Here is a 12,563-nt window from a genome sequence, read left to right as displayed (position 1 = left end):
AAAAAGTAAGCCCTGCATCGGCAAATACTCTCCTGTACTGGCAGGCAAGTACAGGAAGCTTGGACAAATGTTCGGCTGCTACTTCCCGGTAGCATCGGTGCCACAGCAGGAAAACGCGACCAAACCAGGCCGCCAGGTTGCCAGGCGAGGCGCTTAACATCACACCCTCACTAATGAAGGCTCGCATTTTAACGTTCCTGCTGGTGGCCTCGAGTAGCCTGTTGGCGCTGAGCGAAATGGCCAGGGCCCAGGCACCGTCAAGGACTCTGGTAACTGAATTTCAGAATCCGCCACCGGCTGCCTGGCCGCGGACCTGGTGGCACTGGACGCACAGCAACGTGTCGCTGGAAGGGATTACCAAGGACCTGGAGTGGATGAAGCGCGTGGGCATTGCCGGGCTGCAGCTGTCCGACGTGGCCTACGGTACAGGCCAGCAAGTGCCCCAAAAAACCGTTTTCGGCTCGCCACAGTGGCTGGAAGCCGTGCGCCACACCGCGGCCGAAGCCGAACGGCTCGATTTGGAGCTGGGCATCTTCAGCTCGCCCGGCTGGAGCCTTACCGGCGGCCCTTGGGTGAAGCCCGAGCAAGCCATGAAAAAGCTGGTGTGGAGCGAAACGCAGGTGAGCGGCGGCCGTGAGTTTGTGGGTAAGCTGCCGCTGCCACCTACCCAGCAAGGGCCCATTCGGAACCTGGCCACGCGCGGCAAGCAAGACAAAGACCATCCGCCGTTTTACGCCGACTGCGCCGTGGTGGCCTTCAGGACCCCCGCCGGCGAGCTACCTGCCCCGGTGCCGGCCATCAGCAGCAGCCAAGGTCCGCTGGATGGTAAAGCCTTGCTGGACGATGATTTAAATACGGCCACGCTGGTTCGTCCGGCCACGAAAGGTGCTGCGGCCTGGGTGCAACTGAGCTACTCGCAACCAGTTAAAGCCAGGGCCTTCACGGTGGCTGGGCGCAGGGGCATACCGCAGGGGCGCGTACTGGCTTCTGATGACGGCCAGCACTTTCGTACCCTGGCCGTGCTGCCCGGCAAGCAAAGCTACCGGCCCGGCTCCGTACGCACATTTGCCTTTCCCGAAACCACGGTCCGCTACTTTCGCCTTGAGCTAACCGGTGCCCCGCTAAAGCCCGCCGAAATCATGGCCGAAGCCACGGCTCAGCCCGATACGGCCTACCAACTCAACGAAGTCAAGCTGCACACCGGCGCCCGCGTCCACCGCTGGGAAGACAAAGCCGGCTTCAACTTTCTCTTTGAGTACGAAGCCACCGAAACCCCAGCGGTAGCACCGGCTCTTGCTATTGATCCGCGGGAAGTATTGGTACTGACACCGTTGTTGAGCCCCGACGGCACGCTGCGGTGGAAAGTCCCTACCGGGCAGTGGACGATTATGCGCTTTGGCTACTCACTTACCGGCGCCAAAAATCGTCCGCCAGTGCCCGCTGGGCTGGGCTACGAGGTGGATAAGCTCAGCCGCCAACATACCGAGGCTTATTTGCAGGCCTACACTGCTCCCCTGGCACAGGCCCTGGGCCCGCTCTACGGCAAGCGCCTGCACTACGTAATGCTCGACAGCTGGGAGGCTGGCATTCAGAATTGGACCGATGAAATGCTGCCCGAGTTCCAGCAGCGCCGCGGTTACGACCTCACTCCTTACCTGCCCGCCCTGGCCGGCCGGATAGTGGGCAGCGCTTCCCGCAGCGACCGGGTGCTTTGGGACTTTAGACGCACGCTGGTGGATATGTTCGCCGAAAACCATTACGGTGTCGTCACCGAATTTTTGCACCGGCAGGGGCTGGAAACCTACGGCGAGGCGGGTGGCGTGTCTTTAGAAAGCCTGGAGGACGCGTTGCTCAACAAGAAGTTCGTGGATATTCCGATGGGGGAGTTTTGGGCGCGCGACCTGCACCCTTCGGCTATGTACTATGAGGATGTGCGCGGGGCGGCATCGGCGGGCCACGTGTACGGTAAGCCCATCGTGGCGGCTGAGGCCTTTACGGGCGGAGAATACGAGTCGCCGTTTGCGCTGAAAAAGCTCAGCGACTATTGGTTTACGCAGGGCATCAACCGGCTGGTGTTTCATACCTCAGCTCACCAACCGCTCGAAGCCAAGCCCGGCAATACCATGGTGGGCACCCACCTGCACCGCCATATCACCTGGGCCGAGCAGGCCCGGCCGCTGATGACTTACTTAGCCCGCACCAGCCACTTACTGCAGCAAGGGCGCTACGTGGCCGATGTGGCTTACCTACTCAACGAAGGCGCGCCCGCCACCATGCCTTTTTGGGGCGCAGGCCTGCAGCCCGCGCCGCCCGTTGGCTATCAGTATGATTACCTCAATGCCGACGTGCTGCTGCATCGCCTTGCGGTAAGCACCTCCGGCCGCCTCGCGCTGCCCGATGGCCTTAGCTACGCCGTGCTGGTGCTGCCCGAAACCCAGCAGATGACCCTGCCAGTGCTGCGCAAGCTGCGGGAGCTGGTAGCGGCTGGTGCTACCATCATCGGTCCACGGCCACTCAGCACGCCCAGCTTAGCCGACGATGCGCAGGCCGAAGCCGATCTGCAGGAATACGCGCAACAACTTTGGGGTGACCTGGAGGGCCGCAGTCGCACCCAGCGGCGTTACGGCAAGGGGCAGGTGTATTGGGGCCGGCCAGTGGCGGAGGTATTGGCGGCCTTGCATGTCAGGCCCGACCTGGAATGCAGCCACGCCCCGGATGCACCGGTATCCTGGATTCATCGCCAAACCGAAACGGCTGACCTTTATTTCGTAGTAAACCGTTCCGACCTCCCGCAACAGCTGACGGCGCGGTTTCGGGTGAGTGGCAGGCAAGCCATGCTCTGGCACCCGGAGGATGGCAGCACCGAGCCGGTGGCCTATTCCAGTGACGCTGGCTTCACCACGGTTGCCTTGTCGCTGGCCGCCTCGCAGGCGGTGTTTGTGGTGTTCGATGGCGCCGCTGCTCAGTCCGCAGTCATGGGTCCAACTAAAGCCGAAACCTTGCTAGTCACCCTGGTGGGGCCTTGGAACGTGGCGTTTCCGCCAAACCTGGGGGCACCCGCTCACCTGCAACTTCCGCAGCTCATTTCCTGGACCCACCACTCCAATGACGGCGTAAAGTACTTCTCTGGCTCTGCGACTTATTCCCGAACTATTTCGGCCCGCCGCAGCTGGTTTAAGGCTGGCCAGAAACTGATGTTGGACTTAGGTCGGGTAGGGGACTTGGCAGAGGTGACTTTAAACGGAAGGCCCCTGTCTGTGGCTTGGATGCCGCCATACCAAGTAGACATTACCTCAGCACTAAAGCCCGGGAAGAATAGCTTAATAATCAAAGTCACCAATCAGTGGACCAACCGCCTGCTGGGCGACGAGGCAGGAGGGCTCAAAATCCTTGATGCTCATATCCCGCCCTTCAACGGCGCCCAGCGTGTGCTAACCGATTCGGGGCTGCTGGGGCCGGTCACCATTTGGGGCGTAGCCGACGGCCGGTAAGTAAGAACCACCGTCCGATATGTCAGGCCTTTCGCGCTTGCCTGCAGTTAGGCCATACAAAAAAGCCGGCCCTGCGCATCGCAGGGCCGGCTTCAACTCATAGAGTCCCGGAAACAACGCTGTGCTAGCAGCAGTAGTCGCTCAGATCTTCATCGAGCGAGTCAATGTGCAGGTTGAATTGCAGGGCACGAGCCGCCCACAGTCCCAAGGACCCCAGGCCACCCATCAGCAACAGCGTCGAAATAGCGGTGGTCTTCTTCATTTTATATATTGTATGTTGGTGAAGTTCAGAATCTTGGTGCAAAGATACGGCTAAATTATTAATTGGTTGTTATGCATGCATCATTGTTTGGTTAACAGCTCAGCATGAAGGAAAAAACATTTGAGGAAGGGAAAAGAGTCACGCCTCAAGGGCATTGCACCTTCGGGTTCGGCTTTGCTTGTGCTTGGGTGGGGCAGTAGCTACGCAGTGCATTACTATGCAGAAGTAGCAACCGCAGCGTGGTCCTAAAACAGAACTCCTTGTTGGCCGGCTACCAGTGGGCGGTGACGCTGCTCCAGCTCCAAGAGCCACTTTTTGCGCCACAAGCCGCCGGCATAGCCCGTCAGCTTGCCATCGGCCCCAATGACGCGGTGGCAAGGCACGATAATGGCCACGCGGTTCATGCCATTGGCCGAGGCCACGGCGCGGACTGCTTCGGGCTTATGCAGAGCCTGGGCTTGCTGCCCATAGGAGCGTGTGGTGCCGTAGGGTATTTGCCTAAGCTCCTGCCACACGGCTTGCTGAAACACGGTGCCGGGCGTAATGAGGGGCACGGTAAATGCCTGCCGGATGCCAGCAAAGTATTCCGTTAGCTCCGTCCGTAGCTGGGCAAAGTGTGGGTTTTCGCCTTGCACGAGGGTCGCGTTGAGGCGGCTGGCAAGGTCTTTAAGCTCAGTTTCCAGCATGCGACGGTCGGTGAATTCGAGCAGGCAGATGCCCTCGGGCGTGCCACAGGCCAGCATGGTGCCCAGCGGCGTTTCGATTCGCGTCAGGTTGATGACTTGCTGGGTGCGGCTGTGATTCGGGGCTACCCCAAACACGGCCTTAAACGAATCCTGAAAGCCGCTCAGCGACTCGTAGCCGCTGTCGAAGGCTGCCGCAGTTACCGATTCACCTTGTTGGAGCTTTTTGAAGGCCATGTTGATGCGCTGGAGCCGCTGATAAGCCTGAAAGGTAATGCCGTGCTGGCGCAGAAACCAGCGCCGCACGGTAGCCGGTTCTAAGCCCTGCTGACGCAACTGCCGGTCGGTAATGCGGGCGCATGGCTGGTGGGTGAGTTGCTTGATCAGCTTCTGAGCAAACTCAGGGCCTGCATCAGCCGAAGGTGCGAGGGGCGTGCATACTTTGCAGGCACGGTAACCGCTCAGCAGCGCTTCCTTGGCGGTAGCAAAAAACTCTACGTTTTGCGGTTTGGGCTTGCGTGCGGTGCAGGTAGGCCGACAGAAAATGCCCGTGGTCTTGACCGCCGCCACAAAGCGGCCTTCATACGATGGGTTTTTGGCGACCAATGCCGTGTAGCACTCGGTAGCCGTAAGCTCAAGCGCGGTGATACTACTCATGAGAAGGTTCAGCTGGGTTTGGGGGGCGCATTGTGCACGCAGAAGTTTGCAGCCGTGATATATCCCCAAATAACCCGTAGCTGTGGAAGATCAGCAACCGGAAACTGAACAAGCATTTTTGGAATTTCGCTCGACTGCTCGTCAGGCCGCTCAATCTTAAGTCAGCAGCCGCTGTTTCCGAACGCCCATCGGCTCAATCCTGGCTTTTCGCCGAGTGATTTAATAATACAGCGTGCGGAAAACCAAGCCGCGCCGGGAGCTGTACTGCAATGCCGGTGCGGGCACGCGAAAAATGCTTAGCACGTAGAAAGCCTTTCGCAGTGCGGGATTGTGCGTGCGTATACCGCCCAGGTTAAGGTCTGGGGAGAGGTAAAACTTGCGGAAAGGGCGGTAGCCTAACTCGCGGTTGAGAAGTGGGTCGCCCACCACCATGCCCTCAGCACCGTAGCCCACTGCCACATTCAGCCAGCGGGGGTAGCGCGTGCCCTGCGGCAGAAAGCGGGCAACGTCGGCCGACAGCCAGTAGGTTTGCCCGTTGTAGTCTTTGAGCATCTGCCCGATGTAGCTGTCGCCCAGGTTTTCGAGCCGGGTCGTGGGGTGCTCCATGCGCTTAAAGGAAAACTTGGGCATGAGGCGAATTTCGCCCCAGGCCAGCTGCTGGGCGAGTACGCCCGCCGAACCGGCCGCATTGGCCAGCATGTCACTGTTGGAGAAGCCGTAGTCCTCGCTGTAGCCATCGAAGATTTCGATGGGCGTTTGAAGCACCAAGCCTACCATGCTCCCGTACCAAATGGCCTTTTGCTCGGAGGTACCGGCCCAACGCAGAGCGTCGACCCCGAACCGGCTTTCATGAAAGGCTGTCCAGACATGACCGGCTTTGTCCATTTGCTTCCAGTGGTGTCGGTCGTCGTAGAAGCGGAAGCGGGCCGGTGGGTGCTGCTTGTACTACGCGTCGCTGAGCAGCTTCAATGACACCGCGTAGCCCACCACGAACCCTGTTCCGAGTGCAAGTTGCCTGTTCCGCCGCTGCTGTACCGTTAGCGTGTCGGGCGCTGCCAATAGGCCAGGCTTTGCCAGGGCTTCGCTGAGCCCGCTCAGTAACAATAGTCCAATGACGCCACCGGCTTTGACTGGTGAGCAAACAGGCTGAAACAAGGTGCTGAGAAAACGCAATCGACGTGGGATTAGTGAATGGATTACCCACTAGTACGGCCGATTATCTTTTGAGTGCAGAGGTTAAAGTGTTTATAATGCATTGGTAATTAGTGCAGTTTAGTTATGCAAAGCACCGAAGTCTTGCGCCTGACCACGCATACTTGGCTGGGTGGGTCGCGAAGCAAGTATGAAAAGGAGAGTAGCTGCTGCTGTGGAGAGGTGCTATACCCCGTTGCGCAAGGCAGTTAGCGTAGGTCACGGGTAGTAGCCGCTGCCGGAGTTAGTGGCTCACGGCTGAGCAGGCCTGCATTTACGACCCGGGCTTGATTTCCGCCACTTCCACGCGGCGGTTGCGGGCATCGGGCGAGGGATAGAGCGGCCGCGTATCGCCGTACCCAATGGTGCTCAGGCGAGCTGCCGCAACTCCGGCTTTCACCAGGTAGGCCTTTACAGCTTCGGCCCGCTGCTCCGATAGCATTTGGTTTTTGTCGGGTTCCCCGATGCGGTCGGTGTGACCAGCTATCTGCAGGCGCAGTTCGGGCCGGGCTTTTAGCTCCGTAGCCAGCTGATTCAGGGCTGGGTAAGCCTCGGCCAACAACTCGGGAGTGCCCAGCTTAAACAGCACCCTGGGCAGCACTATGGGCTGCTCCGTCACCACGGGCGGCGCGGGTAGGGGGCGGGCGGTGTCAGCGGGTGCTGGTTTGGGCGTGGGAACTGGTTTGGGGACGGCGCCGCTTACTGCAATAGTAATGGGCACCACGGCGCTTTCGCGGGAGGCGTAGTAGCCTTGGGTGAGGTAAAAGGTGGTGGTTTTGCTAAGCTTGGTGCGGTAGCTGTTGCCGGTATGTAGGGGCTGCTTCAGGTCGGCATCGGCGTACCAGCGCACCTCGCGGCCCGATACGCGAATCGTCGTTTCGGTCCCGGCCGGGACCGTAGCTGCCGATTTGAGCTTGACGCGGTACAGCGTGTAAGTGCCGTGGTCGCAGCTGCCCACGGGGCGGTAGGTGGCGCGGCCGGTCAGCTTTTCCTGCTCGGGGTCGTAGGTGAAATTGATATGCCCGTCGCACCAGTAGCTGAAGGGTGTGGCACCGGTTTCGTTTAGCTTGCGCAGGTGCTGCAGCCGCAACCCTTCCTGGGTACGCGTGGCTTGCACCTGAAAAGTCACCGTCACGCCCGGGCGCCCGCCGGCTTCCTGGTACTGCACCCCAAACAGGCCGTCGCCCTTGCCGTTCTGAAGGCGAAGCACTACGGGCCAGTTGGCGCCCGGCTCCTGCGAGTCCAGCTCGACTCCCTGCCAGATGCCTGCCAAGGATTGGCCTTCCGCCAGGTGGGCCAGCAGCATGAGCATTCCGCCAAACCAAATGCTGAATTTCATGTCACTCAGGGGTTTTACTCTATTCCACCTTGCTGGTCCTGTAGTCGTTTGACAAGGGTCGTTAGGTATTCAACTGGGTTGGTCAAGAACTGGACTGCCCGGGAATGTTCAATGGAAGTTAACAATTGCCTGAAATCTGGTTCGAACAACATGCCGGCGTCGTCCATCACCAATAGGTCGTGGGCTCGGCAGATTGTCAGCATACCGGCTAAGAACCGATGCGCTTGATCTGCATCGCGCAAATCCGTTCGGAATTCGAAGTCATCGATTTCATCCGTACCCGCCTTCAGGCTGATGCTGCAATCGTGGTCAACAACCTCTTCATCGCTCTTCCAGCTGACATAAGCGGAAGACCAGTTTTCCCCGCGCACCCCAATCAATTCGTCGATTTGATTCCGGATGACCGTTGCTGGAAGATAGACTTCTGTCCACCACTCCATTGTGTAAGCATCTTCGAACGTTGGGGCAGCAGCGCTACCGGGTTCTGGCTGACAGGTCCAGTAAGCTTTCCAGCCTTCCCGGTCAATAAACAGCCGATCTGGGAGGCTGCTATAACGCTTAAGAACGGATTGCTTAGGTATAACGGTAAGGCGGTATTGCCAAATTGCCATCGATGCTATTGACTGAAGGCCAAGGGTAAGTTTTGGAAGGTCCGCGCAACGATACGCTCGGGGTATACAGGTAAAAGCGGAGCAAGCCCCCTGTTGCACTTGGTACAGGATCAGTAACAGCGCTTCTATTCTTCCCGTCGGGCGCGGCGCTGGATGCGCGCTTCCCAGCGTTTTCGGCGGGGAGCAATGCTGCCGCGCAAGTACTTTTCCATCACCAGCACGGCGCAGGGCGCAGCGGCCGTAGCCCCGAAGCCCGCATTTTCGAGGTAAACCGCTACGGCAATCTTGGGATTATCAGCCGGCGCGAAGCCGACGAAGGCGGCGTGGTCGTCGCCTTGGTTGTTTTGCACGGTGCCCGTTTTGCCCGCTACCGTAATGCCCACATCGGCTAGGCTGGAGGCATCGGCGGTACCGCCGCGCTGCATAACGGCCACCATACCCGGAACTAGCGCCGCCAGGTGTACGCTGTCGATGAGGGTGTATCGCTTTTCGCGGAAGCGCGGGAGCGGGCCGCTATTGCCTACGCTGCGTACTAAATGCGGGGGATAGTACCAGCCACGGTTGGCTATGATGGCTGCCAGGTTGGCCATTTGCAGGCCGGTTAGGTTGATTTCGCCTTGCCCTAGGCTGAGGGAGTAGATGGAGCGATAGGTCCAGCGCTGGGTGCGGCGGGCCTTGTCATAATAAGCCGGGGTGGGCAGAAATCCGGGGGCTTCGCGCGGCAAATCCACTCCCAGCAGCGTATCCAGCCCAAATGACCGGGCGTAGCGGCGCCACAGGCCCAGGTTCTGGTGGCGGGCCGCCACGGTATCCTGAGCCAGGCTATCGGGTACTCGGTCGATGAGGTTGCGCATCACCTGATAGAAGTAAGGGTTGCAACTGTACTTCAGGCCCACGGTGAGGCTGCTGGGTTTGGGGTGATGATGCACACACGTGACGAGCGACTGGTCACATTGGAATGCGGTGCCGGGGCTGATGGCGCCCAGCTGCAAGGCGACGGCTGCATTTACGAGCTTGAACACCGAGCCGGGCGGATTAGGCAACATGGCGGGCCGGTTGAGCAATGGCATGTCTTCTTGCTCCAACAAGCGGGCGCGTACGCCCGCCTGGTCCGCCGCCGTGATGGTGCTGGCTTTGTAAACCGGCCCCGACACCAAGCACAGGATTTCGCCGGTGCGCGGGTCCAGGGCCACGAGGTAGCCTTTGCGGCCGCCTAGCAGCTTCTCGGCGAAGGTTTGTAGCTTCACATCAATGGTCAGCTGCAGGTCCTGGCCTTGCTGGAAAACCGTGTCCTTAGCCCAACTGCCGTGCGTCTGGCCTTGCGCGTCCACCAGCGGGTGCAGGTAGCCCCAGTGGCCGCGGAGCAAGCTGTTGTAGTACGTCTCGACGCCGCCGGTGCGCAGGCGATAAAAGCGTCCGCGCTGGTAGCGCTTGGCCTGACCGTAAAAGGCCTGCGCTTCGGTGGCCATGTAGCCCAGTACAGGTGCTCCTGCCTCGGTAGTGTATACGCGCTGGGTGCGTTGGAGGAGCGTCAGCGTGGGCCAGGCAGCGCTGTCGCGGCGTACCCGCTTAACTTCGGCAGCGGTTAGGCGGAGCTGCACCAACGTGCCGGCCGGAGCAGTAGCGTAGGGGAGGGCATCGGCAATTCGTTGTCGGACGGTCACCGAGTCCCAGCCCAGTAGCTCGCCCAGCGCCAGCGTATCGAGCGGGGCGCGCCGCGGCAGTTTCAGCAGGAACTGCGGGCGGGTGGCCACCAGTACCGAGTCGTAGCGGTCGAGCACGCGGCCTCGGTATAGCGAATCGGCCACCACCACGCGGCGGGCGTTGTAGCGCACGCTCGGGCTTTGGTCCTGAGCTGGTTCGCCCGTCTGCTGCTCGGGAGAGGAACAAGCGGCCAGCATAATTAGAGCTGCCAGAAGACTTCTTCCCCAGAATTTGTAAGCCGTGCGCATGAGGTAAAGCTAGGCAATTGAACATTGTCGGCTTCCGCGGTTCTGACTTAACCGGCGTCAGAGGCAACTCATGCTATATAGTTTGTGGTCAGGGGGAGTTGGGTCAAGCTATTGCCTTAAGTGCATTCGGCAACGGCAGCATGGGCCTAAGCTGCCGGTCGAAGGCCAGGCGCGACGCGGTATTCTGCGTAGTTTACGCCCTATGCGCCCCGATGTCTTCACCACTTTCCCCGAGCTACGCACGTCCCAGCTATGGTTACGCGCCCTCGTTCCAACTGACCTCGATGCCGTACAGCCCATTACCTTCTACGACGGACTACCCGCAGCCACGCGCGAACAGGCCGGGCGTATGCTGGCACGCATCGAGCAGGATTACCGCAACCACCAAACCATTCATTGGGCCGTTGCGCTGGCTGATACCAACGCTCTGGTGGGTACCTGCGGTTTCTACCGCGGCTTCGCCGATGCGCACGGCGAAATCGGTTACGTGCTGCACCCCGATTACCGCGGCCGGGGACTGATGACCGAAGCCGTACGGGCGGCCTGCGCCTTTGGCTTCGAGAAGTTGGCGTTGCAGCAGATCGAAGCTAACACTGAGCCCGATAACGGCGCCTCGCAGCGGCTGCTGATACGCGTAGGCTTTCTGCCCATGGCTTCGGCCGTACCTGGGCTGCAGTGCTACGTGCTGCAGCCAGGCGACCTGTGGTAAGCGGACATAGCGGCTTAAACTTTCAGGCCAGGGCAGATGAAGTGGGGCTGAACTTGACTCCTTTGGCAAGATGCCGCCTGATCAGCCTTAGATGCTCTCACCGATTCGGCCTGCTTGCCGCAGCCGGGCTTGGCGACGGAAATACACGAAAAACGGTAGCCCGGTCAGAATCAGCCCCATTCCCAGGAGTGACTGCTCCGGCTGCGTAAGCAGCGTGTGCCCGGTGAAGGTGAGGGCGAACAGGATGAGCAGGATTTGCACGTACGGGTAGCCCGGCACCGGGCCCGGGATGCGCCCCTGCCGCTGCATCTTGACCACCGCCACGGCCAGCAGCCCATAAAACAGGAAGGTGGCGAAGATGACCAGATCCGTCAGCCGCTCGAAAGTGCCCGAGATAATCAGCACGGTGCTCCAGCCCAGCGTAAACAGCAGGGCGCGGTGGGGCGTGCGGTAGCGCGGGTGCACCGCCGCAGCCGACGGAAAGAAGAAACCTTCCTGCGCCATGCGAAAATGCACGCGGGTGTGCGAGAGCAGCACCGCGTTCAACGTGCCGAATACGCTCACCAGAATCAGGACCGCCACGCCCGTTTTGCCCCAGGTGCCCAGCAATGCCTCGGCCGCCACCGCCGCCCCGATTTCGTTGGGGCCCACCGCCGCCAGCGCGGCCAGGGGCAAGGCCCGCAGGTAGGCGTAATTGACCAGCACGTACAGCACGATGGCCACCGTAACGCCACCGATGATGGCCCGGGGCACATTGCGCCGCGGATTTTTGATTTCGCCCGTCACGAAGGAGAGGTCCACCCAGCCGTCGTAGGCCCAGAACACGCTGAGCAGAGCACCCAGAAAGGCACTGGCCAGCGACACCTCCCGCACAGGCGCTACCGCTGCCGAAGAGCCTTCCGGCGTAGGCGAAGACAGAAATATACCCGCCAAAATGAGCAGCAGAATGCCCCCGATCTTGGCCACCGTAAACACGATGCTCAGCCGCCCGCTGCCGCTAACCCCGCGGTAATTCACCAAGGCCAGGGCGGCTGCCGTACCGATGGCCAGTAGCTTGATGCCGGAATCAGCGAAGGGGTATATCAGCTTGCCAATGGACAAGTGCGCCCAGGCCTGCAAGGGATTAGGCAGCGGCAGCAGCGCGTTGACGGATTGGGCGAAGATGAAGGCCAGCGCCGCCACCGAAGCCGAGCCAATGATGGCAAAGTCCGTCCATCCGAACAGGAACGAGGCGAAGTTGCCAAACGACAGGCGCAGGTACTCGTAGACGCCACCGGACTCTTCGGTAAGCGAGGCCATGCCCGAGAGGTTTAGCGCCCCGCAGATGGTAACCAGACCCGCCACCACCCAGGCGGCCAGAATCCACTCCGCACTTAGGCCGCTCTGCGCCAGGGGTACGATTTTCTTAAAGACGCCGGAGCCAATTACGATGCCCGCCACCAGCATCATCCCGCTAACAGCACCAAAAGCTCGAATTAGGGTTACTGGGCTAGTGCCGGAGGGCTTTTCGGGAACGTTCATTGCTCAAGGTAACCGGATTTGCTACTCGCCTGGTGCGGCTCCAGCTTCCCGCTGAGGCGTAAGGGAGGCGTACTCCTTTCCCGAATTTCGGAGGTCGTACGCATGAGGTAAGTGACGCAACTGCCATTGCTCGTTCATGACTCTTGC

Annotated in this window: 9 protein-coding genes; 2 read left to right on the top strand and 7 right to left on the bottom strand. The window is 60.3% G+C overall.

Annotated features, from left to right (window positions below; genetic code table 11):
• The first annotated feature begins 173 nt into the window (after positions 1 to 173).
• On the top strand, positions 174 to 3,491 hold the full coding sequence (locus tag AC5FXY_RS17875; protein ID WP_493558074.1) for a glycosyl hydrolase: 3,318 nt from the start codon (positions 174 to 176) through the stop codon (positions 3,489 to 3,491).
• 124 nt (positions 3,492 to 3,615) lie between these two features.
• Here AC5FXY_RS17875 and AC5FXY_RS17870 read toward each other — a convergent pair whose 3' ends face one another.
• The 6 genes from AC5FXY_RS17870 to AC5FXY_RS17845 form a co-directional block, all read right to left on the bottom strand.
• Positions 3,616 to 3,753 carry a hypothetical protein gene (locus tag AC5FXY_RS17870; protein ID WP_493558073.1) on the bottom strand — a complete coding sequence of 46 codons (138 nt, stop codon included), beginning with the start codon at positions 3,751 to 3,753 and terminating at the stop codon, positions 3,616 to 3,618.
• Positions 3,754 to 3,998: 245 nt separating this feature from the next.
• The gene (locus AC5FXY_RS17865; protein WP_493558072.1) at positions 3,999 to 5,093 is read right to left on the bottom strand and encodes a bifunctional transcriptional activator/DNA repair enzyme AdaA; all 1,095 of its coding nucleotides are present in this window, start codon (positions 5,091 to 5,093) and stop codon (positions 3,999 to 4,001) included.
• 219 nt (positions 5,094 to 5,312) lie between these two features.
• Positions 5,313 to 5,978 (bottom strand): DUF2279 domain-containing protein, encoded by a 666-nt coding sequence (locus tag AC5FXY_RS17860; RefSeq protein ID WP_493558071.1) that lies wholly within the window; start codon positions 5,976 to 5,978, stop codon positions 5,313 to 5,315.
• A gap of 580 nt (positions 5,979 to 6,558) precedes the next feature.
• Positions 6,559 to 7,623, bottom strand: a complete 1,065-nt coding sequence (locus AC5FXY_RS17855; RefSeq protein WP_493558070.1) for an OmpA family protein — start codon at positions 7,621 to 7,623, stop codon at positions 6,559 to 6,561.
• 14 nt (positions 7,624 to 7,637) lie between these two features.
• Positions 7,638 to 8,234: a hypothetical protein gene (locus tag AC5FXY_RS17850; protein ID WP_493558069.1), complete on the bottom strand. Its 597-nt coding sequence runs from the start codon at positions 8,232 to 8,234 to the stop codon at positions 7,638 to 7,640.
• A 125-nt stretch (positions 8,235 to 8,359) separates the two neighbouring features.
• On the bottom strand, positions 8,360 to 10,135 hold the full coding sequence (locus AC5FXY_RS17845; RefSeq protein WP_493558068.1) for a peptidoglycan D,D-transpeptidase FtsI family protein: 1,776 nt from the start codon (positions 10,133 to 10,135) through the stop codon (positions 8,360 to 8,362).
• Positions 10,136 to 10,388: 253 nt separating this feature from the next.
• Here AC5FXY_RS17845 and AC5FXY_RS17840 point away from each other — a divergent pair, with 253 nt between their 5' ends.
• Positions 10,389 to 10,895 (top strand): GNAT family N-acetyltransferase, encoded by a 507-nt coding sequence (locus AC5FXY_RS17840; RefSeq protein ID WP_493558067.1) that lies wholly within the window; start codon positions 10,389 to 10,391, stop codon positions 10,893 to 10,895.
• Between the two features lie 87 nt (positions 10,896 to 10,982).
• On the opposite strand, the gene AC5FXY_RS17835 is transcribed toward AC5FXY_RS17840, so the two are convergent.
• The gene (locus tag AC5FXY_RS17835; protein WP_493558066.1) at positions 10,983 to 12,416 is read right to left on the bottom strand and encodes an APC family permease; all 1,434 of its coding nucleotides are present in this window, start codon (positions 12,414 to 12,416) and stop codon (positions 10,983 to 10,985) included.
• Positions 12,417 to 12,563 lie beyond the last annotated feature (147 nt).

Source organism: Hymenobacter sp. FMD4 (assembly GCF_058932745.1).
Note: the sequence above shows the minus strand (reverse complement) of the source record. Positions and strands in the feature narration are given on the sequence as shown.